Origin of the sequence: Streptomyces sp. NPDC056224, assembly GCF_042267665.1 — a bacterium.
Lineage (GTDB): Bacteria > Actinomycetota > Actinomycetes > Streptomycetales > Streptomycetaceae > Streptomyces.
The window spans coordinates 1-22,406 of record NZ_JBHJTK010000009.1 but is presented as its reverse complement, the minus strand read 5'-3'; the positions used below and the strand labels follow the sequence as shown (position 1 = coordinate 22,406).

Sequence of the window (22,406 nt, the reverse complement as noted above, 5' to 3'; positions counted from 1 at the left end):
TCGTCTTCTTCTAGGTGGAGGGCTTGATGGCGACTCCGGCGTAGCCGGCGGAGTGGAAGTCGGGGGCTTTCGATTCGTGGTGGCCGGGCTGGTGCCGCGCAGTGGGGATGACACGCACGGGACCCTCGTAGAGGTCCTCCCAGTCCCCGAACAGGTCCGTAGTGAAGCCGCGGCCGCGGGGGCGGAAGGAGAGGCCGGCTTCGGCGTACACGCCGGTGAGCCGCTGGATCCAGGTCGGGGTCATGTCTGCGGTTGCGTGCGTGACGGACAGGGCGCTGCCGGGCGGCAGCCACTGACGTAGGGAGGCGACACAGCGGCGTACGGCGTCGTCGTCCGGGATCCACGGGAAGACGTCGTGGGCAAGGACGGCGATCGGGCGGTCGCGGGTCACCGCGACGCCGCGGGTGAGCTGCTCGAGGAGGTCAACCGTGTCCGTGATGTCTGCGAGGAGCGTTCGAGTGCGGGTCTGACCGGCGGTGGCCGCGATCTCGGTGCGCCGGGCGTTGACGACGTCGGGGTCGTTGTCGACGTAGGTGACGGACGCGGCGTGCCAGCGCCGTTGTACGACCTCGTGGGTGTTCTGGGACAGGAGCGGATCGGCGGCTCCGTGCTGGCCGTTCGCCGGATACCCACACCCGAGGTCCAGGATCTGAGTGATCCCTCGCTGGGCGAAGGTGTCGGTGATGAGCAGGTGGTGCTCACGGTTGATCCTGGCTGCCGCGGGTTGGCGAGGGAAGACGTTCCTGACGGCGCGTGCGACGTCCTGATCGCCTTCGTCGGGGCTTCGTGTCCCGAGCCAGACAGCGGACAGTCTGGAGGAGCTGGTCTGCAGGGGAACCGGTTTCGCCATGGGCAGACGTTCATCGGCGAGGCTCACGCCGTCGTCCTCTCGCAGGTGCGGTCGGGTCTGGGGCCGGCTCGTCCCCCGCAATAGCCGCCGGGACGTAGTAGCCCGGACCGTAGGGTCCATGTGCGTCGTAGCGGAGGGTCCCCTCGGCCGTGAGGAACCTCAGCGCGCGCTGTACGTGGTGCGGAAGAAGTCCGAACTCTGCACCGAGCAGACCAGTAGGCAGAGCCTGCTCCGGCACGTAGTGGCCGGCGCGTATCCGGTCGCGGACGGCACCGTGTAGAGCCCGGTCGCGGGGGTGCGGTTCCCGTGGGCGCAGTCGTACCGGCAGAGTCCCGGTGTGCAGGGCGATCTCGCCCCGGGCGTCCAGGCGCAGGAGACCTTGGAGCACATGCTTCTCCGGCAGCCCGAGCGCCCTGGCCAATTGCTTGGTGCTCGGGAGAGACGCGCCTGGCGGGTACGTGGTGGTGACGTGCCGGTGCACGATGACGCAGGCGCGGTCCAGGACCCGCATGCTCTCAGGCCTCGGCGCAGTGGATGGAGCGGTGTTCATACCGAGGCCGCTGGAGCTGTGACAACGGCGGGCCCTCTGGACCGTTGCCTGGCCCACCCGGTTGGAGCGAAGCCGACTGACGTCTCGTCGGCCGTCGGCGCCGAGGTTGTGTCCGAGGGAGCCGGGTCCAGGACCTCGTCAACGACCTCTCCCGTCATCCAGGCCAGTCGGCGCAGGAGGCCAATGTCCTGGGTGTCGAGGCGCAGCCGGTCGTGGACCTCGCGAAGGAGGAAGCGTGCTCGCGACCGAGTCTGTTCGGTGAGCCCCGTCCGGATCTGGCGGGAGGCGCGGTCCGTGAGCGAGCCGAGGGCCACCGCCATGCTGGCGGTCAGCGGCCGGACGTCGCGCGGGTCGAGGGCGTCGTCGAGGACACGATTGAGGGTGTCCCACAGCCGGCTGTCATCGCCGGTGATGTCCTCGTATCGCGAGACTGCGAGGGCGCGCAGCAGACGCCAGGCCATCGCTTCCGCCTCAGGGGCGGTGTGAAGGGTCCCGGCGTGCGCCCCGGTGCTCGGCCATGGAGGCGGAGAGTGTAAGCAGGCTTGCGGTGCGGGGATCGGGAGCGACAGACCCACGGAAACTCCTCGGGCAGAAATGGATGTCGGGTGCCAGCAATGGGCGGGGGAGCTGGCGGTCATCAGGCGCGGGGTGCGGTGTGGGGCCCCGCCGTGCCGCACGGTCTCGTGCCGGGCCTCGACCGCCCCCACGGGGCATGGCCGTGGAGTGTCCGGGACGTCGCCCGGCGGCGCATTGCGTACCGTGCGACTGAACAAGGAGCCGCGTACCAGTTCCGCCTCAGAGTCTTCGAGTCCGGTCCAGTGGACCTGATCGTCAAAGTCGGGCAGCGTCACGAGCGATCGGTCCTGGCGCGTGCGATCGGGAAAGTGCTTCCGGTGCGAGCTGCGCAGGCAGGCTGTTCGGCGATCAGTAGGTAGGCGCTGATGACCTTCCCCTTCCCGTCGGGTCTGGGGGAGGCACTCCAGTGGGCGGTCAACTGCGTGACGATGGACAGCCCGCGGCCGTGCTCCGCCAGGGTGCCCGGGAAGGTGGCCTTTGGAATCGGGGGCGCGGGATGGGGGTCCGCTACCTGGGTGATCAGAGCCTCTCCGGGGACCAGGGTGAGCGCGACCATGCATTCGCTCGTTGAAAGTTCCGGATTGGCGTGCGTGACGGCATTGGTGACCAGCTCACTGCAGACCAGCGTGGCAGCGTATTCCAAGTCCGGATGGCCCCACCAAGCCAGCTGGTCGGCGACGAAGTCCCGTGCGGTTTTCACGGATTCAGGGCGGCTGGGCAGATTCATACAGGCCGAGAGGGCGGTGGCTGAGGCCAGTGCCTTGAGCATGTTGTCGCGCGTGATCTGGTGGGAGTTCATCGCTTCACCCCGTTCCTCTTCCGCGGTCGTGGACGGTCTTGCAGAGCGCTCGGGTGGCCGCCGGGGATGGCCGAACTGCAGCCAACGAAGTGGCTCTTGCGGCTACCGTTACGCTCAGCGAACCGTGATTCACTCGGCGTGGGTATCCCGTGCAGGGTGCGGTACTGCGTAAGGCGCGTAAAGATCGTTTCGTGGACGGGAGCTTCCGGTGCCGCGTGAGCGCAACATCTTGCTGGAGGGCGTGCTGCGGCAGCTTGGCTGGTCGCAGGCCACGACCGCCCGGCATCTGCAGCGTGTGGCGGCCGAGGTCGGTGCCGACGACCTGAATGCGGTGTCGGCTTCGCATGTCAACCAGTGGGTTCGCGGATCGCACCCTGAGCCGCCGGCGACCCGTATCTTGTGCGAAGCGTTGTCGCGAGGGCTGAGCAGCCGAGGGACCCATCGGGTCGTCACGGCAGCCGACATCGGGCTTAAAGACCCTGATGAGAAGGCAGGTTCCACAACCCGGGACAGCGACTCGATCGCACAGCTCGTCGATCTCGGGGGGACCGACTTGGACCTGGAGCGCCGCCGCACCCTGAAGGGTGCAGCCTTCTCTCTCGCGGGGGTGTTCCTGCCGTCCGACCGATGGTGGCAGGACACCGTCACTGCAGCTCAGTCGCGGAAGCCGTCGGACGCATGGCAGGTCGGCCCGGACGACGTGGCCGCCGTACGGGAAATGACGCAGCTGCTTTCCCAGCGTGAACAGCGCCGCGGCGGCCAAGACGGCCGTTCCGCCCTTGTGGCCTACCTTCGGACCGACGTCGTCGGATATCTCGGCGGCCGATTCCCGGATCACCGCACGCGGCAGGAGATGTTCACTGCTGCCGGCGAACTGGCGTACCTGGCGGGCTGGACCGCCTTCGACTCCTCCGAGCACGCCCTCGCCCAGAAGTGGCTCGGTGTTGCCCTTCGGCTGTCTGCCGAAGCCGACGACGCTCCCCTCGCCGGCCATATCCTCCGAGCCCAGGCGCACCAGACCCTAGACCTCGGTCATCCCACCCAAGCCCTCCGACTGGCCGAAGCCTCCGTCGCCCACCGGCGCTTCACGGATGCGAGCCCGCGCGAACGCTCCCTCCTGGGGGTCGTTCATGCACGCAGCCTGGCCGCAGCCGGCCACAAGCAGCAAGCCATTGCTGCTCTGCTGCGCGCCGAAGATGACCTCCGCCACGCTGAAAGCGGCGACGGAGAGCCTGCCCGAGTCTTCTTCTTCTCCGAGGCAAGCCTCGCGCACGAAACGGCCCGCACCCTGCAGGGCCTCGGAGATCTCCGCGGAGCTGAACGTGAGTTCCAGCGCAGCGTCCGCACCCGCCGCGCCCAGCCTTTCGCCCGCACCCACGCGGTCACCCTCGGCCTCCTGGGCGCGGTGCAGATACAGCGCGGAGCCGTCGCTGCGGCCTGCGCCACCTGGTCCCAGGCCCTGGACACCATGCAGGGAGTCCAGTCCGGTCGGGCCCTGGACACCGTGGTCCAGATGCGCCGATCCCTGTCTCCTTACCGGGGACGCGGAGGAACGGCGCTGGCCCAACTGGACGACCGCGCCCGTACAGTGATCGGCCGGGTACGCTGACCGCGCCATCACAGCACCGGCCCGGACCGGGGAACAACCAGGTCTTGCTGGTAGTCGTAGGGGAGGATTTAGTGGACGACCCGATCACGTTGGAGGCCGTTGCCCATGTCGTCGGCGGCCACGAGAAGCCGGCCGATGACTACCAGGGCGGAGTCGAATCGATCATCCGCCTTCGCCCGGACTTCCCGCTGGACACCTTGCAGGGCCTCGAGGAGTTCTCCCACCTGATCGTCACCTGGCGCTTCCACCTGGGATCCGATGCCGACCTCCACCTCGGAGCCCGCAGCCCCCGGAACAACCCGGAGTGGGAGCCCACCGGCACCTTCGTGCACCGAAACCACCGGCGCCCCAACCGTATGGCGACCAGCTTTCCCCGGCTGCTCAAGGTCGAGGGCAGGGATCTGCACGTCACGGACCTTGATGCCGTCGACGGAACCCCGATCTATGATCTCGGCCCCTATTTCGAGCAGATGGGACCCCGCGGCCCTATCACCGCCCCGGCCTGGCCCGCGGTGATGCTGGAGCACTACTGGGACCCTGCTGCCGAGCGACCCTGACCCGGGGAACGGGCGGAGGACGGTGCCTGCTGGGCCTCCATGCCCTTGGCGTGGCGGGTGGTTGGTCGTGCTGGATAACGTTGACGACCCGGGTGCGGTGGGACCTGGTCGTGAGCCGGTGGCGGGCTACCAGGGGTGAACGCCCCGGGCCTTACCCACCCACGCCAGATCGACGCGGGCTGAGCAGGACCCTAGCTTGATCAGCATCCCCGCGGGGCAAAACCTTCGGCGGACGCATGGGCTGATCGATACGCTTCGCAGATCACCAACGTCGCTCCTGAAGCGACGTGCACACCGTGCGGGGGGCAACATGGCGATCACCTTCGCTGTCACCGAGATCATGCTCAATACGGGCCTCACAGTGGAGCCGCCGCAGGACGGCATGACGCTCTTCATCGGCTCCAACAACAGCGGCAAGTCGCTCCTCCTCCGTGAACTCGACGCGCAGATCGAGCTCCCCGGTACGACAGCAGGCAGGTCCACCCGGTGGATCCGACAAGCCCTCCCACGGCACAACGGGAGCAGCGAGGAGTTCACGGCCTGGCTGGAGGAGCGCGGATACCGGAGCTGGACACCCAGTACGGCTGAGCACTACGTCTCTCCGAACGGGGACAAGATCCTCAAGGACTCCATCCCGCACCGCTGGCCGTCTTTCACGCTCGGGGAACTCGCGCCCTTCCTCAAGCAGACGCTGTGGACCGACAACCGCCTGCAGGTCGAAGCAGAGGTGGACCACTGGGACTCTTTGCTGCCACCACAGTCCAAGCTCCAGTACCTGTACGAAGACCGGGCAGCAGAGTCGCGTTTCTCCGAATCGGTGCATCGAGCATTTGGCCACCACGTCTGTGTAGACCGCTACGACGAGCGGATCAGACTCCGCGTTGGCCAGCCCCACCCCGACCTGCGGGACGCCCTCCCGGGGGCGGCGCGAGAAGTCGCCGCAGCGTACCGGGCCCTGCCCTTGGTGTCGGAACAGGGCGACGGGTTCCGCAGCTTCGTGCAGATCCTGCTTCAGGTGATGGTGCGGCCCGCGCCCCTTGTCATCATCGACGAGCCCGAGGCATTTCTGCACCCGCCGCAAGCGCGCCTCCTCGGCCGTCTTCTGGCCGGCCTCCAGGGGCAGACTCAGCTGTTCGTCGCGACGCACAGCGCCGACTTCCTTGCCGGAGTTCTTGAAGCGGAACAGGCTCGCCCGGTGTCGATCGTCCGTCTCGACCGGTCATCAGGAACCCCTGCCGCCCGGCTGCTGAACCCGGACGCCGTGCAGGGCCTGCTGCGCACTCCCCTGCTGCGGTACTCCAACCTGTCCTCGGGTCTGTTCTACGACCGGGTCGTGCTCTGCGAAGCCGCCGGTGACTGCCAGTTCTACGCCGCGGCCTTTGACGCCACCAAGGATGCAGGGGCCGCACACGACAACACCCTCTTCCTCCACACCAGTGGCAAAGCGCCTCTGGCCGACACCGCGCGGCGGCTGCGGCAGTGCGGTATCCCCACCGCGGTCATCGCCGACTTCGACTACCTCCGGTCTGGTCTCGCCGGGGCCGTCATGAGCCTCGCCGGCGTCACCGAGCACCTGGACGCGGACCTCAAATGTCTCCGGGAGCATGCGGCCGGATCCCGGAGCGAGACCTCCGCAGGCGGCTTCAAGACCGAGATGGACGCGCTCCTGAAGGGCGTCAGGGCCAGTGACCCGCTTCCGGGTCGGGTCCTCGGTGAGCTCACCAAGCTGGCCAAGGGCGGTGACCGGTGGGGGGACCTCAAGAAGTCCGGCCTGGCCGGCCTTCAGGGCGATCCGTACAACGCTGCGGAGCGCCTGCTACAGGCGGCTGCCGACTTCGGCCTGTTCGTGGTGCCCTGCGGCGAGCTGGAGTCCTGGGTGCGTCAGGTGCCCCGAGGCGACAAGGGGCTCTGGTCTCAGAAGGTCTTCAATGAGGGATGGCATGCAAAGCCGACCGACGAGCTGAGGGCCTTCTGCAGCAGCATCCGCGCGTACCTCAGGGACGGAGCGGCGGACTACACCCGAGCCGCAGCACAGGCCCTTCAGGTCAGCTCCCGCCTCGACCGCGAGCACGCTGTCGTGACCAACCGCAGCGACGCCCCCCTGACGGAAGTGCGGGTGATTCGCGCCACCCATACCCACGACGGCCGCCATCACATCCAACCGCTCTGGGGCACACCCGAGAGCAAGTCCTCCGGTGTCCTGTCGGCGGGAGACGAGTTCTCCGTGCCGCTGTTCCTGATGAGCGACGGCGACGGATACGAAGGGTTCCTCCCGCAGGGCTCCACGGACCAGGAGCTCATGGTTCACTTCCGCGACCGTGCCGGCCTGTGGTGGGAACGCATCGGCGACAAACCCCCAGTCCCGCTGCCCTCCGGCCCTTCCGAACCCGACCCCGCCCCGCAATAACCGGCTATAGCCCCACCTCGGCCCTCGGGAACTGGAAGTCACCGGCTTCGGCTTCCGCCACAGAACGAGTACAGCGGATGCGAACGACGTCACCAGCGCTCTCCTGTGGCCGGAGCGCCAGTCTGCAGGTCTGTCTACGTAGGCCAGCCCGGTTGTGAGTTCAAGCTGCCAGGCCAAGGTCGAGGAGCTTCGCGGCTTGCCCGAGGGTGCCAGGCATGAGGTGTCGGTAGGTTTTGAACGTGATCTCGATGCTTTTGTGCCCCATCCACTCGGCTACATCCGTGATCGCAATGCCATGAGTTAGGCAGTTCGACGCGAAGAAGTGGCGCATGCTGTAGATGACCATGCCGTCGGGGATGTCGAGAGCCTGTGCCTTACGAAGGCGCTGCCATTGGTTCTGAAAGAAATACGGCTGGAATGCTTGGGCTTGGTCTTTAGGGTGTCGGAGTAGGTAGCCGTCGGTGGTGCCGTGCTTCTCGGCATGCCATTCGATCGTCTCTCTGACTCGCATCGGCAGCGGGACGTCGCGATATTCGCCTTTCTTTCGATGTTTGATCGGGCCGTACTTCCGTGTGCTTTGGTTTACTTGCTCGGTGACTCGGTAGACGTCATCGGCCACGATGTTGTCCAGGTTGACCGCGGCTGCTTCGCCGTTGCGCAGGCCGCAGCCGCTCATGAGGTCTACGAGTAGGCGGAAGGAGTCGTCGCCCTGGCCGCGTAGCGATGCCAGCTGGGGTGCCGTAGGGATCACTGCGCGCGCGGGGGAGTATTGGGGATGCTGGACCCCAATGATCGGGCTTTCTTCGTAGACTCCTAGGCGGTGAGCGTCCAGAAGGATGGTGGCGAGCTTGTCGAAGGCGTTTGACTGAGCGGCTGAGCCTACGTCGTGTGCTTCCATGTGTCGCACGAATTCGTCCACAACTTTGTGATCGAATGAATCCATTCGTCGACTGCCGAAGAATGGCAGCAGATGACACCCAAGAAGCGAGTCGAGTTGCCTGACAGAGGACTCTGCCAAATGTCTTTGGCCACCTCGCCATTCGGTGGCGTACTCGGAGAACGTCATCCGTCCGTATCTTGTGGCGCGTTCCGCCTTTGACTGTCTTCCCGTGCCCCTCCTTGCCCGATATGCCTCGGTGAGCCTTCTCATGGCTGCGTCTTGGGTGGCGAATCCGGACTCCTGAGTTTGGCGTCCCGAGGGGTTGCGGTATCGGATCTTGTAATCGTGGGAACACTTCGACCATCTACTCATCGGGTGGTCGCAGGATTTGAAGAAGGTTCCCATTCCCCGGGGCAGGCTTCTTGCTGTCACAACTTCTTCTATCTGGTCCTGTGTGCAGTCGGTCGTGAACGTATTGCGTCTCTCAGTTGAGTGGGACGCTCTGTTGGTCGATCCATCTTTGGACCTCGGATACGCGGAACTGCATCTTGGCATTGCGCCCGGTGCCAAACTTGTATGCAGTCAGGCCGACTCGGGCTGCCTCGCGGTACACCCATGGAACCGACATGTTCAGGTGTTGTGCCAGTTCCCTTGCTGTCATGAACTGCGCTGGCATGCCGCTCCCTTCGTCGCGGACTGGGCGTTCTTGCTTTGCCATGGTCCGCAGAATCCCCGGTTTCGGAAACCGGGGATCGTCGGCTATGTAGGGAGGGCATCCTGCGCGTCGGGTACCTGTGCTCTTTGGAGGAAGTCTTCGACCGTGAGCGGCGTGCGGAGCGGTCGTGACCGTACCGGCTGCCGTGCCAGCGAAACACGCAGCCTCATGCGGTGAGCCCCAGGTCCAGGAGCTTGGCCGCGCTACCGATCGAGCCGGGCATGAGGTGGCGGTAGATCTTGAACGTGATCTCGATGCTGTTGTGCCCCATCCACTCGGCGACGTCGGTGATGGGGATGTTGTGCCGCAGGCAGTTCGAGGCGAAGAAGTGGCGCATGCTATAGATGACCATGCCGTCGGGTATGTCGAGATCGCCCCGTCGTTTCAATCGCTGCCATTGGTTCTGCAGCAGGTAGGGCTGAAAGGGCCGTGTGGGGTCACGGGGGTGGCGAAGCAGGTAGCCGTCGACGTTGCCGTACGTATCGGCGTACCACTCGATGGTGTTCCTCGTCCGTGCCGGCAGCGGGACGTCCCGATACTCGCCGGCCTTCCGGTGCTTGAGGCGGTCGTACGTCTTCGTGGTCTGGTTGACCTGCTCCGTCACGCGGTAGACGTCATCGGCCACGAGGTTCCTGAGGTTCACTGCGGCCGCTTCGGCGTTACGGAGGCCGCAGCCGCTCATCAGATCCACCAGAAGCGTGAGGGTGTCGTCTCCGGCGACACGTACCGCCTGGAGCTGCTCAGGGGAGGGGATCACGGCCCGCTTGGGGTCGTACTGGGGAGGCTTGATTCCTTCGAGCGGGTTGTCGTCGAAGAGTCCCAGTCGATGTGCGTCGAGGAGGATCGACTTCAACTTGTCGAAGGCATTCGACTGGGCCGCGAGGCCGACACCGTTTCGCTCCATCATGCGGATGAACCCGTCGACGACCTTGTGGTCGAAGCTGCTCATCCTGCGGCTGCCGAGGGCCGGGAAGATGTGGTGCTGCAGGAGTGAGTCCAGGTGACTGAGGGACGCCGGCGCCAGGTGTCGCTGGCCGTCCTTCCACTCCGCCGTGTACTCCCGCAGCTGCATGGGACCGTACTTCGCGATGCGCTCGGCCTTGGCGTTGTGCCTCGGAGCAGCTTTCCTGGCCTTGTAGAGAGTGGCCAAACGGTTGATCGCCTCGTCCTCCGTGGCGAACCCCGACTCCTCGGCCTGTCTCCCGCCGACGTCCCTGTAGCGGACCTTGTAGGGGTGGAGGCACTTGGCCCACCGGGAAGGGGAGTGCTCGCACTCCTTGAAGAAGCTGCCCATGCCTCGCGGGAGCGTCTTGGCGGCCATCGCTGCGGCCTCCTCGGATTCCGATGCTGACAGTTTGCTGACCGTCAGCGATCTGGGACCCATTTGACCTGCGAAAACGCCGTGCTGCACCGAGATGTTCTGGAACTGGATCGGGCGCTCCAACGAGGAGATCGTACAGGCCCGCCACGACTGGATGGAGGGCAACCGCTTCGGCGAAGTAAAGGGGTACGACGGCCCTCCGATCCCTGCCCCCCAACTCCCGCCGGGGCCGCTGAAGGCGCGCGGACGGGTGCGCTGACCTGCCTTTTTGTGAAGTAGGTCGACCAGTTGAGATCAGCCCAGGAGAAGCCGTATCCCGCGCGGAGATCATCCCGGCGAGGCGAGCGTCGGGGGGCTCCGGGAGGCCCTCTCCGGGCTCTCGACGTTTCCCAGGTATGACCTACTGGGGTCAGCTTTGCCAGGACCAATGCTGACCCAATGCTGACTTTGGTGACAGTTCGTCAGGTTTGCTGGCCTCCCGCCATGAGGCTCTCGGTGGCGTTCGAAGCCTGGCGCTGCTCGGTACAACGCGTTGTACCGAGCAGCGGGTCTGGCCGGGCCGCTGGGCTCAGGCGGCGTCGCTCACGACGGACGGCCGCCTCCGCGAGCCGAACGTGGAGTCGAAGGTGCGACAGCGTGTCGTGGGCACGAGCAGGTACGGCGCCCCTGAACCTGCGACCGAGTGGGGGCCGGTCTGCCCCGCCGCGAGGGCGTCGTACGGGGTGAGGACGTCGAGGCTGTCGAACACGTAGTAAAGGGGCAGCACGGTCCATGCGACGAGCTGGAGGTGTGCGCGAACTGCGGCGCTCTCGATCGCGTGGCGGTGCGTCGCCCGACTGGTCATGCTGCACTTGCAGTCGATCATTGCGACGTGGCCCTCCTTGGCGGCAAGGAGGTCGGGAGTCCACCGAAGGGAGCTGTCTGTCCTTCGGAGTGCGGCTTGAACAGGGTGGGTGAGGACTCCCTGCCCCCACGGGTTGACCGCCCATCCGCGCGCGGTCAGTTCCTCGGCACCCACACCCAGGTGGGCCCGCGAGCAGCCCCCGCGTGGCGGCGGCCAAGCCGCCCGGCCCCGCTGCACCCGTCTCGAGCGGAAGGACGGCGGGCAGATGGCACGCTGTGATGTCACTCCTGGGCCTGGGAGAACCTCCGCCGCCGAGCTGGATCTGGCGAGCCAGCTGCGCTTGTCTCGAGCGCCACTGATGCGACCTCCGGCGCAGCGATCTCGGTCTGCGGCCGCCTCCTCAGGGAGTGCAACGGCCGCAGCCAACGCCGACGAGCCCATCCCGGTCCGTTGCGCAGCTCGGAATAGCGGACGACTGCGGCTGGGGTCATCGTCCGGATCCACATCGGCCTTCCGACCATGATGCGTTCGGCGCCGGCCGAACCGCCTTCGAGGTTCCACCGCGTGGGCTCGAGTACGACGTCGGTGTAGATCTCGGCGACGAACTCGCAGTGGCCCGCGTGGCCGATGGTGAAGCCGCGGGTCTCAGGGGGGTCCGCGTGGTCGGTGGTGCCGGAGGATCCCTGATCCAAAGCGATCTTCAATGCCTCTACGGATTGGGACTGCGGGTCGTCCCATTGGGAGGTGTTCTGCCTTCCCCTGGTGCGCAGCAGCTCTTCGATCGCCGGCGCTGCTGAGGAGGTCCAGCCGTCGGCGAAGCCGTCGCTCGGCCCGAAGCCGCGTAGGTTGTCCTTGCTTCCGAAGAGGCAGATGTCGACCCGCTGGCCGTGAACATTTCGAAGCCGAGCGTGCATGACTACAGCCTCCCGGGTGTGCCATGCAGCAAACTCGGCGAACTCGACCTTGCCGACGCCTTTGACGTAGGAGGCTGCGGGTTCCTGGTCCAGGCTTTCCGTCGCCGCGGTCCCGAGGTGACTCTCAATTCGGCGCGCCTCTTCCAGGCGGTTCCGCGTCACACGCTGTTGGGGCCCGATGCCTCCTTGGAGGCCGATGAGCGAGAGGCCGAGGGTCCAGGTTTGCCGGCCGGTGAGCTCGATGCCGTTCTCCTCGGCAACTTGTTGGACTGCTCGATCTGACCAGTAGACGTATCGGCCGACCTCGTGACTGGCTGCCATCCGACCTCGAATTCGTTGGTGCCCCCCGTATGCCGGAGTGGGGTCATGCTGGCACGGCAGTACCGATGCCTGGCGTGATCGGCGGGGTCCTATACGGGACGGTCTCCGACCTGCTAAGGAGTCAAGGTTGGCAGTGTCGTGATGCCGGCGAATGCCTCCCGAATCCTGCGATCGCCCGATTATGTGGCGTATGCAGACGGTGGTACCCCTACGGATCCTCGGCTCTTCCGGCTAACGCCGGGGAGCGCGTCGGGCCGGCAGCTTGGGGGTGGCTGTCCTCGACGTGGCTGTAGATGACGGTGACTTCGTGCACCCGATCTCCGGCTGGCGCCAGGCGAGGACGGCGGACCGGACACCCTCGGCCTGCCTATGTCGGTTCCAGACTGAAGTGGCGGCGCATGCCTGTCTGACCATGCTCACTCGCGTCGAGATCGACTACGTGGTCTGCGACTGGGATGACGATTTCGTCACCGGCTTCAAAGACAGCGGGGGCGATCTGGTGTCAGTGAAACACCGTCAGTACCGGCTGGTCTCTCTGGAACGTAGGTGACCTGTTCAAGGACGGGGGTAGCCTCCGGAAGGCGCGCATGCAATGGCGGCTGGGGCCCTCAGTGACAGTCCCATCCCATCGCCGGGGTGACGGCCCCAGCGGTTCAGGCGCGCGTCACGTGCGCAGACAGGCACCTGGTGGTGAGGCCTAAGCTTGACGTTTAACGTCGGCGGGCTTGGTGTTCCTTGATCGACTCGGCGCGTTTGACCGTCTTGCCGACGTCGTGGTGCCTGGCCCGGTGTTTGTTCTTCGAGCCCGGAGGTCGTCCAGGGCCCGGGCGAGACGGTTTCGGTGCGGCCGCCGGGCGGGCCGCCGTCGCGCGGACGTTGCGAAACCCCCGCCTCACCCGGGCGGGGGTGAGGCGGCGGGGCTCGGCTGGCCGCTCCCAAGGGCGGCGAAGGTCCTCGGCGAGGGGGCGGGTGAGTCGGAGTTGGGTGTGGGCGGCGATGATCAGCCAGGTCCACAGGTCTGCAGTGTCGGCGCGGCGGACCTTCGGCGCGGTCCAGCCGAGCGTCTGCTTCATCAGCCGGAAGGTGTGCTCCAGGTCGAAGCGGCGGAGGAACGACTGCCACCAGCGGTCCACATCCGCCGGCGTGGCGGCGGTGGCCGAGGACCACAGCCAGACCGGCTTCGGGCTGCGGCCGCCTGGCAGGTGCTCGACCTGGAGCCGCACCAACGTGCCGTGCAGGACGGGTAGTTCCTCTTCGGCGTGCTCCAGCCAGGGACCACGGTGGGTGAGCCTGGGGTGCATCCGGTCCCAGGCCATCGTCTCTGCCTTGCCGTAGCGGGTGGTGTCCGTGGCGGTGGTGACGTCGGGTTGGTGCCAGGTGTCGGGCTTGGTAAAGGTGAGGACGCCGCCGTGCCGGCGGGGTCGCCCGCCCTTCGGTCCGGAGCGGGCGGGGCCCGGGTCGCGGAGCATCACGCGGTCCGAGCGCAGTCGTCCGAGCAGCACGACGGGCAGGTCCTTCAAGGCGTGGGAGAGGTAGGCAACGTCGTAGCCGGAGTCCATCACGATCAGGATCTCAGGGTCGCCCGGCTTCCAGTGCCCGGCGCTGACCAGGCGTTTCACGACCTCTCGCAGCTGGGCGACGGTCACGAGCGTGGCGTCGTCCGCGGGCCCGAGACGCACGGCGTCCAGCAGCTGGCACCAAGAGGTGCGGCCGGGCTCCAGTGCGGCGGCGAAGGAGTACGGCCAGCCCGGGATGAGCTGGTCCGCGCTGCGGTCGCCGCGTCCGTAGACGTGGCAGAACAGCCGGTCGTCGCTGGTGGGGGCGTCGGGGCGGAGCCAGTTGCCGACGTCCACGGCCAGTACGATCCGCCCGTCGGCCGCCTTCGGCAGCGGTAGGTCTGCCAGGGCACGACGCAGACGCGTCGGTTCAATCCAGCCCCGGTCCAACGCCGAGTACAAGGCGCCGTGCCCGCGCCGGTGCTCGACCGTCAGCGACAGCTCGACCAGGGTGTTCACCGGCCCGTCCGCACACAGCACGGAGTCGGTGAGCTCGAAGAGCGCGTCGGCCCGGGCGTAGAGGCTCTCGTAGAAGTCGACCCGAAAGCGGGACAGCAAGCCCAATGCCTCGCCTGCGGACACGTCGACAGGGAGACTCATGAGCAGCGGCCGTTCTCTCGCACTTCGTTACTCGACATCTCGAAGCGTGAAGAACGGCCGCGTCACGTGCTGCCGGATCCCGGGGATCTCAGCAGGTCGAGTGACCAGCGACGTTAAACGTCAAGCTAAGTGGCTGTTGTTGTTCCGTACTTGAGGAGTGCTGGTCGAACGGGAGTCACCTGAACTCCCGACCCGACCGGTCCTCCCCCGCCGTCGTGACCTCCGCGTCCATCACATCGAGCGGCACATGACCGCGCGCACCGGGTGGACGTCACGTCGCCGAGGTGCCCGGCCGCACGGCGAGGCCAGAGCACCCACAGGCACGACGCCTGGCGTACCGCCACCACCAGCGTCCTCGCAGCAGTGCGCAGCTTGTCCCCCGAGCGGTGGGAGGCGAGGACGTCCGCAATGGCCAACCGGCGGCGACTGTGAAAATCGCTGTCCGATCACCGGAGCACGGTGATAGACATCCGGCGTGGAAAAGAATCTTGAGTTCCCTGACCTGTTGCGACTGATCGATGAACGGTCGACCGCCTTCCGCGCCGTGGTCGCCGCCGCGCCCGGTCTCGACGCGCAGGTGCCGACCTGCCCCGGGTGGACGCTGTTCGATCTGGTGAAGCACCTGGGTGGGGGAGACCGTTTCTGGGCCGCCATCGTCGGCGCGGGGTCTGCCGACGCTCCCCCGGCCGAGGCCGTCGCCGCGCGCGCCGCGCTGGAAGTGCCGCAGGAGCGTGAGGCCCTGCTGGCCTGGCTGGACGCGTCGACGCAGCTTCTGCTGGGCGCCCTGCGCGCGGCGGGACCGGAGAGCGGTTGCTGGACGTGGTGGCCCGCGTCGCAGTCACCGCAGACCGCCGGCGGCACCGCCCGGCACCGGGTCCAGGAGACCGCGGTGCACACCTACGACGCCCAGCTCGCCGGGGGCGCCCCGCAGCCGCTGCCGGTCGAGCTGGCACTCGACGGTGTGGAGGAGTTCCTGTTCACCGTCTGCGCAACGCCGAGTGCCTGGCCGCACAAGCCCACGGCCTTCGACTTCCACGCCGCCGAGGGCCGCTCCTGGCGCCTCACCGTCGACGGCGACGGCGCACGCACCACCCGCATCCCCGCGCCCACCGCCGCGACCGGCGAAGACTCGGACGCAGCCGGCGCCTCCGTCCACGGCACGGCCAGTGAGCTGGTCCTCTACCTGTACGACCGGATCCAGGCCGACTCCTTGCACGTTGACGGAGACGCAGGGCTACTCGACCTGCTCCGCGCCTGGGAGCCTGAGGAGAAGTAGGACGTAGCGGGGCGGTTGGCCGCGCCTCGAGCCGGTAAGACACGACTCTTCGCCAGGTTCGTCAGTCGCGGCAAACGGTTCGAAGGCGCGCTCGCGGCCGTCGGCGTCGATGCCGGGGCCGCGGTCGGCGATCCTGACTTCGACCCGCCCGGCCAGGGTGCTGGCCGGCACCAGCACCGGGCGGTCTCCGGGCGCGTGGCGGACCGCGTTGCCGACGAGGTTGGCCAGCACCCGTTCGAGCAGGGGAGGATCGGCTTGCAGCGCCGGTACCGCTTCCAGGTTCTGCACGTCGATGGCGGGCCTGTCCTCGGGCATCCGGTCCAGCGAGTCCAGTGCGGCCGGAAGGACTTCCTCCAGGGTGGTGGCCCGCAGGTCGAGCGTGAGGGCGCCGGCGTGCAGGCGGCTGAGATCGAGCAGGTTCTCCACGGGGCGGTTCAGCCGGTTCAGGGACACCTCGGCGGATTCGAGCAGCTCCGCCCGGTCCTCGGCGGAGAATTCGACGTCCGGATCGCGCAGTGAGCTCACGGAGGCCAGCGCCCCTGCCAAGGGGGTCCGCAGGTCGTGACTGACAGCGCGAAGCAGTGCCGTGCGCAGGCGGTCGGCGGCCTTGATGGGTTCGACCTGTGCGGCGGCCTCTGCCAGCCGGGCCCGCTCGACCGCGGCCCCGACGTGCGCGGCGAAGGCGGCCAGGACGCGGCGTTCGGAGGACGGCAGCATACGGCCGCGCAGGACGAGGAAGGCCTCGGGGCCGGCCGCCACCACGAGGGCGGGGTCCTTCGTGCCGCTCGTGCCGGGAGCTTCGGGAGCGAGCTCGACAGCGTCCATGCCGAAGGTCTCGCGCGTGCGTTCCAGCAGCGCCGGGATCGTCTGGTCGCCGCGGACGATGCTGCCGGCGAGGGACGACATCGTCTCCGCCTCGGCCGTCGCCCGGGCAGCGCGGCGGGAGAGCCGCAGGGACCTGTCCGCGGCGGCGGCCACGGGTCCGGCGATGAGGCGGGAGGTGGGGAGCGTGCGTCGGCGGGACGGGAGCAGCCGGCCGTGACCTGCCCGTTCGTGCGTGACCATGTGGACGTCGATGTCCTCGGACAGTGCCACGACGGTCTCGCCGATCCCGCGACCGGTGAGGAAACGTTCCAGCCTGCGGCGCCGACTCGTTCCGAGGACGAGCTGGGTGGCGTTCTCCGCCGTGGCGAAGTCCACCAGTGCGGTGGGTACTTCGTCGCCGACGACGGAGTGGTAGCTGCCGCCCAGGTGCTCGACGAGGGCCCGCTGGCCGGCCAGAGCCGCGTGCGAGACCCCGGCGGCGAGCCCGTCGCTGCGAGCGATGTGTACCGCGAGGAGTTCGCCGCCGGCGGACCGGCCGGCGATGCGTGCCGCGCGACGGATGAGGGTCTCGCCCTCGGGGCCGCCGGTGAGGGCGGTCACGACGCGCTCCCGGGTCTCCCAGGCATCCCCGATGCCGTGCTCGGTGCGGTACTTGTGGAGGGCTTCGTCCACGCGCCCGGCCGGCCACAGGAGGGCGAGCTCCCGAAGTGCGATCAGATTGCCGGGGCGGAAGTAGTTCGCCAGAGAGGCGTCGATGCGTTCGGGGGGATGTATGTTGCCGTGGGCCATCCGGCGGCGAAGCCCCTCGGGAGGTATGTCGACCAGCTCGATTTCGTGGGCGTGACGCACGAACTCGTCGGGGACGGTCTCCCTCTGCGGCACCCCTGTGATCTCCTCGACGACGGCGCTGAGCGACTCCAGGTGCTGGACGTTGAGCGTGGTGAAGACGTCGATTCCGGCGGCGAGGATGTCCTCGACGTCCTGCCACCGCTTCGGGTGCCGGTCGTCCCCCGGGCGCCATCGGACTCATCGTTCTTCCGCCCTTGCTGTACGCCAGCGCCGAGGAACTGTCCTGGCGTGAACTGCGCCTGGTGTGGAAGCCGGTGAGCGTGCTCGCGGTCGGTCTGGTCCTGGCCTCGGCGGCCCCGGTCGGCGTGGCCGCGTCACTGCTCACGCGCGAGGAGGCCTCCGCCCGGTGCGGCCTCGCCACCGCCGGCATCCGCCGCCAGGCGCCTTCGGCGCTCCCTGGACCTGGAGGAGGCGCGGCTGGACCCGGCGAGTTGATGGTCTTGGTGTCGATGGTGCTAGTTTCATTAGCACCATGCTGTTGAGACTGAACATCGCGGACAACCGCCCTCTGCACGAGCAGGTCGCGGGTGCGATCAGACGTGCCATCGCGGAGGCCGAGTGCGCCCCGGGTGACCGCCTGCCATCGGCGCGCGATCTCTCCCAGGCGTTGGGCGTAAACGTCAACACGGTCCTCCGCGGTCTTCGCGGGCTCCGCGACGAGGGACTGCTGGAGTTCCGGCGCGGTCGCGGTGTGACCGTGGCCGAGGGGGCGGACCAGCGTTCGGTGCTGCTCGACCGCGTGCGCGAACTGGTCGGTGACGCGGCGCATCTGGGCTACAGCAAGGCCGATCTCATGGAAATGATCAGGGGGCTGGCATGAAAGACAGTGCGGAGCGAAGGGGTGGAGGATGGTGGGGTGTTGCGATCTGGACCGTGGCGGTCTTGGCCGCGCTCGTAGCACTTCCCTGGGTCGCCGGTGACCGGCTGCCGGAGCGGTTGGCGACTCACTGGGGCGCGGTTTCCGGCGGACCGGACGGCTCGATGCCGCTGTGGGCAGCCGCGCTGTTTCCGGCGTTGATCTGGTTGGTCCTGGTGCTGCTGACCGTCGTGCTCGCGAGGCGGCGTGAGGGGGCGAGCTCAAGACCGGCGATGCGGGGCTGGCCCGTAGCCGCCCTGCTGTCCAGCGGTGTCCTCCTCGCCGGTGCGCAGGCATCCATTGTCCGGGCGAACCTGGATCACACGGACTGGCGGCAGGCCGATTCCGTGAGTCTGTGGGCTGTGGTGACGTTCGGGGTGGCGACCGTGGCGGGGCTGGCCGGGTGGGCGGGTACCCGCCGTGGTCCGGCTGCGGCACCGCACGCGGTTGCAGGCAGCCCGCGCATGGACATTCCGGCCGGCGAGAGGTTCGTGTGGCTTTCCCGTACGACGAACCCGTGGCTCCGCTGGATCGGTGCCCTGTCCGGGCTGGTCACCCTCGCTGCAGCACTCGTCGCGGTGAGCGGGTTGATCGAGGCGGAGTGGGCGGCCGTCGCACCGTTCGCCACGGTCTCCGTCGCGGCTCTCTCGTGTGCCTCCGTACAGGCGCGCGTCACCGAGAAGGGCTTGGACGTGGCCTTCGGCCCGCTCGGCTGGCCGGTACGGCGCTGGTCGGCCGAGGACATCGAATCGGCGCGTGTCGAAAACCGAACCCCCGCCCAGGTGGGGGGATGGGGCTATCGGCTGAGCGGCATGGGCACGACGGTGATGCTCCGCAGCGGCGAGTGTCTGGTGATCCACCCCCGTCGGGGGAGCGAGTTCGCGGTGAGCGTGGACGATGCCGAACGCGGCGCCGCCCTGCTGAACGCCCTTGGCGGGCAGCGCACCCACTGAGTCGGCGCGCTGGCGTCACCCCCGTCATCACGATGCGAGGGGGCGGGCGCGGTGGCGGGACGGCTCCGCTGCCCTGTGCCCGACCGCGTGTGCCAAGGCCCTGCCGGTGACGTGGTGGACGTATGCGCGGGTCAGCCGGAAGCCGGCCGTCCAGGCCAGTAGTCGGCTGGGCCGGTTGTCGCGTGAGCAGCACCAGCTTGCGGTGTGTCCGCGTGCCTGGGTGTCGGCCGTCAGGCCGGCGACGCAGGCCAGTGCGGTGGGGGCCCCTCCCAGCGGTAGCTGGGGGAGCTCACGGCGGCGATCGGGCACGGTGACGACCGCGATGTCCTCGTAGGCACTGCCGAGAAAATTGGTGCAGGCGACGGATAGGATCTGCCTCTTGGTGAAAGCGGACCAACTGTGGCCGGAGTCGGCGAGTCCGGCGGGTCCGCCCCAACTGGCGTGTATCCAGGCATTCTCGGAGTTCATTTCGACCGCCGGAACGTCTTCGGACGTCAGCCGCCGCACCGTCACGCCACGCGGGGTGCGGGGGAGGGACACCGATGCCTGAGGCTGGTGGACGTACAGCATCCGTTCCCAGGGGACGACGCGTTCGAATGCCGAGCCGAGCGAGGGCCAGAACCGGGCGGGCGTCTCGACGTACCGGCCGGCGAACCGGGCCAGGGCGCTCTGGGTGAGCACGCTCGGATCGCCGCGCAGCAGCACGTGGTCCGCGCAGCTGACGGCGAGGACGCGAGGCCGGTCGGGGCGGTCGGCCCACCAGTGCCCGGAGCCCGTGGTGAGTGCGTGCTCGGCGAGAGCCCCGGGGCCCGGGGAGCTGGTGGGGAACCAGCGGCTCAGGGCGGGGAGCTGCTGCGGGGCGATCTCGATCACGGATGTCTCCAGGTGGTGAATGGGTTCTCGGGCAAGGGGGAGCGGAGCCGTCCAGGGCATGAGGCCGCCCCGCTCCGGGCCATGGATCGCCATCAGGCGTCGCGGCCCACGAGCAGGCCGGCGAGCTTGTTCAGGCGCCGGACGGTGCGCTCCTCGGTGGCGCAGGCGGCCGGGGCCACGTGCTCGTCACGGCCGTAGTACGCGCCGTTCACCATCTCGGGTGCGGCGAGGAGGACATGACGTCCAGCTGTGGGGGCGTGTGACGAGGACGGTACGGCCATACAGGGCGGCAGGTGGCATGGTCCATTCCAGGGGGAGGGCACGCCGATCCGATCACCGGCTGGGAGGGTGGACCGGAAGGGCGAAGAGTGAGGCCCCGTGCCTGCCCGGGGCGGGGGCAGGCACGGGACGGAAGCGGCCGTTCGCCTTACGGGCGGGGGCGGGCGGGGGCGGGCGGCCGCGGCTGGAGAACGCTGCGTCAGCGCACAGGCAGGTGAGCAGCGCGCGAGGCCGGGCGCACCGTATGCGGTGGTCGGTCCTCATGGAGCAGACCGCTGTTCACACCATTCATCCAACTGCTTTGTGAGACAGGGCTCAAGGAGGTCGGCCACTCCTTGATACAGCTCTGATACCGGCACGACCGGGCCCTCCGGTGCGCCGTCGTGCGAGCCGCGCCGTAAGGGGGTCGTCAAGGTCGCGGCCGTTGCCGTATGGACGTCGTCAACGCCTGCCGAGTCGGCCGAAAATCGCTGTTTCCTCTAGTCAACCGTCTCATCCGAAGCTCATCAGGAGTCGGCACGGGCCGGTCCGGATCTCCGTAGGACGTACGACAGGAAGGCGGCACGACGATGCCCCGGGTGCTGGTGGTGGATGACGAACCGCAGCTTGCGCGGCTGCTGGTGACCAATCTGAAGGCGCGGAAGTACAACGTGGACTGTGCGCATGACGGGGCCACAGCCTTGGAGGCCGTGGCGGCCTGCCGCCCGGACGTGGTCCTGCTCGACCTGGGGCTACCCGATATGGACGGGATCGACGTGATCAAGCGCCTCCGCGGATGGTCGCAGGTGCCCGTCCTGGGGGTTTCAGCCCGCCGCGGCTCCGAGGAGATCCAGGCCCTCGACGCGGGAGCCGACGACTACGTCACCAAGCCCTTCAGCGGACGTCGGCCGGGAGCAGACTGGCGGAGCGACGGAGCCGGTGACGGTCCGGTGGCACGCGGCTGGAGGTCGGTGACCTGAACACCGCCGAAGGTGCGCATGGTCCGGCCGTGGGGGTACGGGCCGATGCGACCGCGTGCTGGTCAACCGTCGCACAACACATGAGCCGTCCAGCTTCCGGTGTGGGGATACCGGAGTTGGGCGGCTCGCGTGTTTCGGGCGTCAGCGCGCACACCGGCAGTTGATCCCTCCTGGCAAGTACTTGCTAATGTGGCAAGTAGATGTCGAGTGGGCAGGTTCAGGGCTGCTCGGCGACGACAGGAGGGGTGTGTCATGTCTGAACAGGCCGATGCGGTCGCGTCGTTGAAGGGGATTGCGCGGATCGAGGCGAGCGCGCGGGGGCGAAGCGGCTGGTATGTCGGCTATCTCTGGCTGTTCGCCGTGTGGCAGCTCGCTCTCGTCCCGGCGGTGCTGATGTGGCACGGGCGGACGGGGACGCTCGTCAGCACGTTGGCGAACGCCGTTGTGGTCATGGGGTTGTCTGTGTTTGCCACGAGGCAGCCCGTGGTCCCGCGCGGTTACGGCGGCAGGCATCTCAGGGTGATCGGCGCCTGGGCGGTTGCCTACGTCCTGACGCTCGTGCTCGGCTTCACCGTCTTCCTGGACAGTGTCGCGTTCGCGGCCGTGGCCGCTGTCGTATGCGCGCTGCCGGCCGCTGTGGCGGCCTGGCGTGAGGCGCGCGCCGTATGACGCCGGAAGTCCCGGTGGGTGCCGGTCAGGGCCCTCATCCGCGACACGGACTCGCACCGCTTCTCGCATCGGCCGTGCGTCTGTCGATCGTCGCGGCTCTCGCTCCTGTGGAGAAGGCCGAGTTCGCCTATGTGCGGGACCTCGTGGAGATCACGGACTCTGCACTGTCGAAACAGGTCTCGCGCCTGGAGGAAGCGGGCTGGGTGACGGTCGAGAAGGGGCAGGTCGGACGGCGGCCCCGGACCTGGCTGTCTCTGACCGAGGAGGGGATGACCACCTATCGGCGCCACCTCGCCGCCCTCACGGCCATCGCGGGCCCACTGAGTTGATGCGGGGGACGATCGCCGGCCACAGGATGCGACCGGCGA

21 protein-coding genes and 3 pseudogenes are annotated in these 22,406 nt (G+C 68.0%); 12 read left to right on the top strand and 12 right to left on the bottom strand.

The features are described from left to right. Positions 1-10: 10 nt before the first annotated feature. Positions 11-877, bottom strand: coding sequence for an SAM-dependent methyltransferase (locus ACFCZ1_RS14350; protein WP_314245763.1), 867 nt, complete (start codon positions 875-877; stop codon positions 11-13). 91 nt (positions 878-968) lie between these two features. Here ACFCZ1_RS14350 and ACFCZ1_RS14345 point away from each other — a divergent pair, with 91 nt between their 5' ends. Continuing rightward, entirely contained in the window at positions 969-1,130 is a 162-nt protein-coding gene (locus tag ACFCZ1_RS14345) for a hypothetical protein (protein ID WP_327738946.1), read from the top strand. Between the two features lie 266 nt (positions 1,131-1,396). Here the strand turns inward: ACFCZ1_RS14345 and ACFCZ1_RS14340 are convergent, their stop codons facing one another. Then, positions 1,397-1,861, bottom strand: coding sequence for a hypothetical protein (locus ACFCZ1_RS14340; RefSeq protein ID WP_314245766.1), 465 nt, complete (start codon positions 1,859-1,861; stop codon positions 1,397-1,399). A gap of 386 nt (positions 1,862-2,247) precedes the next feature. Then, on the bottom strand, positions 2,248-2,775 hold the full coding sequence (locus ACFCZ1_RS14335) for an ATP-binding protein (protein ID WP_327738947.1): 528 nt from the start codon (positions 2,773-2,775) through the stop codon (positions 2,248-2,250). 208 nt (positions 2,776-2,983) lie between these two features. Here ACFCZ1_RS14335 and ACFCZ1_RS14330 point away from each other — a divergent pair, with 208 nt between their 5' ends. The 3 genes from ACFCZ1_RS14330 (at position 2,984) to ACFCZ1_RS14320 (ending at position 7,348) form a co-directional block, all read left to right on the top strand. Beyond that, positions 2,984-4,384 (top strand): Tat pathway signal protein, encoded by a 1,401-nt coding sequence (locus ACFCZ1_RS14330; protein ID WP_327738948.1) that lies wholly within the window; start codon positions 2,984-2,986, stop codon positions 4,382-4,384. A gap of 71 nt (positions 4,385-4,455) precedes the next feature. Then, a complete protein-coding gene (locus tag ACFCZ1_RS14325; protein ID WP_327738949.1) occupies positions 4,456-4,941 on the top strand; it encodes an SAM-dependent methyltransferase in 486 nt (161 codons plus the stop codon). A 196-nt stretch (positions 4,942-5,137) separates the two neighbouring features. After that, positions 5,138-7,348: an AAA family ATPase gene (locus ACFCZ1_RS14320; RefSeq protein WP_327738950.1), complete on the top strand. Its 2,211-nt coding sequence runs from the start codon at positions 5,138-5,140 to the stop codon at positions 7,346-7,348. Positions 7,349-7,508: 160 nt separating this feature from the next. On the opposite strand, the gene ACFCZ1_RS14315 is transcribed toward ACFCZ1_RS14320, so the two are convergent. The 5 genes from ACFCZ1_RS14315 to ACFCZ1_RS14295 form a co-directional block, all read right to left on the bottom strand. Next, a complete protein-coding gene (locus ACFCZ1_RS14315) occupies positions 7,509-8,414 on the bottom strand; it encodes a tyrosine-type recombinase/integrase (RefSeq protein WP_376678683.1) in 906 nt (301 codons plus the stop codon). Positions 8,415-8,712: 298 nt separating this feature from the next. After that, the gene (locus ACFCZ1_RS14310; RefSeq protein ID WP_158734305.1) at positions 8,713-8,946 is read right to left on the bottom strand and encodes a helix-turn-helix domain-containing protein; all 234 of its coding nucleotides are present in this window, start codon (positions 8,944-8,946) and stop codon (positions 8,713-8,715) included. Positions 8,947-9,109: 163 nt separating this feature from the next. Beyond that, positions 9,110-10,387: a tyrosine-type recombinase/integrase gene (locus tag ACFCZ1_RS14305; protein ID WP_376678682.1), complete on the bottom strand. Its 1,278-nt coding sequence runs from the start codon at positions 10,385-10,387 to the stop codon at positions 9,110-9,112. 445 nt (positions 10,388-10,832) lie between these two features. Beyond that, positions 10,833-11,129, bottom strand: coding sequence for a hypothetical protein (locus ACFCZ1_RS14300; RefSeq protein ID WP_376678681.1), 297 nt, complete (start codon positions 11,127-11,129; stop codon positions 10,833-10,835). Positions 11,130-11,389: 260 nt separating this feature from the next. Then, the gene (locus ACFCZ1_RS14295; RefSeq protein WP_376678680.1) at positions 11,390-12,343 is read right to left on the bottom strand and encodes a hypothetical protein; all 954 of its coding nucleotides are present in this window, start codon (positions 12,341-12,343) and stop codon (positions 11,390-11,392) included. A gap of 268 nt (positions 12,344-12,611) precedes the next feature. On the opposite strand from ACFCZ1_RS14295, the gene ACFCZ1_RS14290 reads away from it, so the two are divergent. Beyond that, entirely contained in the window at positions 12,612-12,893 is a 282-nt protein-coding gene (locus ACFCZ1_RS14290; RefSeq protein WP_376678679.1) for a hypothetical protein, read from the top strand. 160 nt (positions 12,894-13,053) lie between these two features. Here ACFCZ1_RS14290 and ACFCZ1_RS14285 read toward each other — a convergent pair whose 3' ends face one another. Continuing rightward, positions 13,054-14,499, bottom strand: a complete 1,446-nt coding sequence (locus ACFCZ1_RS14285; protein WP_376678678.1) for an NF041680 family putative transposase — start codon at positions 14,497-14,499, stop codon at positions 13,054-13,056. 475 nt (positions 14,500-14,974) lie between these two features. On the opposite strand from ACFCZ1_RS14285, the gene ACFCZ1_RS14280 reads away from it, so the two are divergent. Next, on the top strand, positions 14,975-15,775 hold the full coding sequence (locus tag ACFCZ1_RS14280; RefSeq protein WP_329316178.1) for a maleylpyruvate isomerase family mycothiol-dependent enzyme: 801 nt from the start codon (positions 14,975-14,977) through the stop codon (positions 15,773-15,775). 72 nt (positions 15,776-15,847) lie between these two features. On the opposite strand, the pseudogene ACFCZ1_RS14275 reads toward ACFCZ1_RS14280, so the two are convergent. Further along, positions 15,848-17,614 (bottom strand): annotated as a pseudogene (locus ACFCZ1_RS14275) (histidine kinase dimerization/phospho-acceptor domain-containing protein); the annotation flags it as partial. Between ACFCZ1_RS14275 and ACFCZ1_RS14270 the strand changes: the two are divergent. The 3 genes and pseudogenes from ACFCZ1_RS14270 to ACFCZ1_RS14260 all read left to right on the top strand — a co-directional run. Beyond that, positions 17,611-17,775, top strand: a pseudogene (locus ACFCZ1_RS14270) (cation:proton antiporter); the annotation flags it as partial. The pseudogenes ACFCZ1_RS14275 and ACFCZ1_RS14270 overlap by 4 nt on opposite strands. A 146-nt stretch (positions 17,776-17,921) precedes the next feature. Next, positions 17,922-18,269 carry a GntR family transcriptional regulator gene (locus ACFCZ1_RS14265; RefSeq protein WP_376678677.1) on the top strand — a complete coding sequence of 116 codons (348 nt, stop codon included), beginning with the start codon at positions 17,922-17,924 and terminating at the stop codon, positions 18,267-18,269. Continuing rightward, a complete protein-coding gene (locus ACFCZ1_RS14260; RefSeq protein WP_376678676.1) occupies positions 18,266-19,258 on the top strand; it encodes a DUF1648 domain-containing protein in 993 nt (330 codons plus the stop codon). Before ACFCZ1_RS14265 ends, ACFCZ1_RS14260 begins: the two co-directional genes overlap by 4 nt. A gap of 27 nt (positions 19,259-19,285) precedes the next feature. Here the strand turns inward: ACFCZ1_RS14260 and ACFCZ1_RS14255 are convergent, their stop codons facing one another. Continuing rightward, complete coding sequence (locus ACFCZ1_RS14255) at positions 19,286-20,131, bottom strand: GNAT family N-acetyltransferase (protein ID WP_376678675.1); 846 nt, start codon at positions 20,129-20,131, stop codon at positions 19,286-19,288. Positions 20,132-20,223: 92 nt separating this feature from the next. Beyond that, positions 20,224-20,412, bottom strand: coding sequence for a hypothetical protein (locus ACFCZ1_RS14250; protein ID WP_376678674.1), 189 nt, complete (start codon positions 20,410-20,412; stop codon positions 20,224-20,226). Between the two features lie 567 nt (positions 20,413-20,979). Here ACFCZ1_RS14250 and ACFCZ1_RS14245 point away from each other — a divergent pair. The 3 genes and pseudogenes from ACFCZ1_RS14245 to ACFCZ1_RS14235 form a co-directional block, all read left to right on the top strand. Then, positions 20,980-21,285, top strand: a pseudogene (locus ACFCZ1_RS14245) (response regulator); the annotation flags it as partial. Positions 21,286-21,621: 336 nt separating this feature from the next. Further along, on the top strand, positions 21,622-22,038 hold the full coding sequence (locus tag ACFCZ1_RS14240) for a hypothetical protein (protein ID WP_376678673.1): 417 nt from the start codon (positions 21,622-21,624) through the stop codon (positions 22,036-22,038). 74 nt (positions 22,039-22,112) lie between these two features. Then, the gene (locus ACFCZ1_RS14235; protein WP_376678672.1) at positions 22,113-22,367 is read left to right on the top strand and encodes a winged helix-turn-helix domain-containing protein; all 255 of its coding nucleotides are present in this window, start codon (positions 22,113-22,115) and stop codon (positions 22,365-22,367) included. Positions 22,368-22,406 lie beyond the last annotated feature (39 nt).

Excerpts from the sequence above, each read along its gene's own strand:
- ACFCZ1_RS14345 (WP_327738946.1), top strand. The coding sequence starts at position 969 with ATGTGCGTCGTAGCGGAGGGTCCCCTCGGCCGTGAGGAACCTCAGCGC.
- ACFCZ1_RS14340 (WP_314245766.1), bottom strand. The coding sequence starts at position 1,861 with ATGGCCTGGCGTCTGCTGCGCGCCCTCGCAGTCTCGCGATACGAGGAC.
- ACFCZ1_RS14335 (WP_327738947.1), bottom strand. The coding sequence starts at position 2,775 with ATGAACTCCCACCAGATCACGCGCGACAACATGCTCAAGGCACTGGCC.
- ACFCZ1_RS14315 (WP_376678683.1), bottom strand. The coding sequence starts at position 8,414 with ATGACGTTCTCCGAGTACGCCACCGAATGGCGAGGTGGCCAAAGACAT.
- ACFCZ1_RS14310 (WP_158734305.1), bottom strand. The coding sequence starts at position 8,946 with ATGGCAAAGCAAGAACGCCCAGTCCGCGACGAAGGGAGCGGCATGCCA.
- ACFCZ1_RS14300 (WP_376678681.1), bottom strand. The coding sequence starts at position 11,129 with ATGATCGACTGCAAGTGCAGCATGACCAGTCGGGCGACGCACCGCCAC.
- ACFCZ1_RS14295 (WP_376678680.1), bottom strand. The coding sequence starts at position 12,343 with ATGGCAGCCAGTCACGAGGTCGGCCGATACGTCTACTGGTCAGATCGA.
- ACFCZ1_RS14285 (WP_376678678.1), bottom strand. The coding sequence starts at position 14,499 with ATGAGTCTCCCTGTCGACGTGTCCGCAGGCGAGGCATTGGGCTTGCTG.
- ACFCZ1_RS14265 (WP_376678677.1), top strand. The coding sequence starts at position 17,922 with ATGCTGTTGAGACTGAACATCGCGGACAACCGCCCTCTGCACGAGCAG.
- ACFCZ1_RS14260 (WP_376678676.1), top strand. The coding sequence starts at position 18,266 with ATGAAAGACAGTGCGGAGCGAAGGGGTGGAGGATGGTGGGGTGTTGCG.
- ACFCZ1_RS14250 (WP_376678674.1), bottom strand. The coding sequence starts at position 20,412 with ATGGCCGTACCGTCCTCGTCACACGCCCCCACAGCTGGACGTCATGTC.
- ACFCZ1_RS14240 (WP_376678673.1), top strand. The coding sequence starts at position 21,622 with ATGTCTGAACAGGCCGATGCGGTCGCGTCGTTGAAGGGGATTGCGCGG.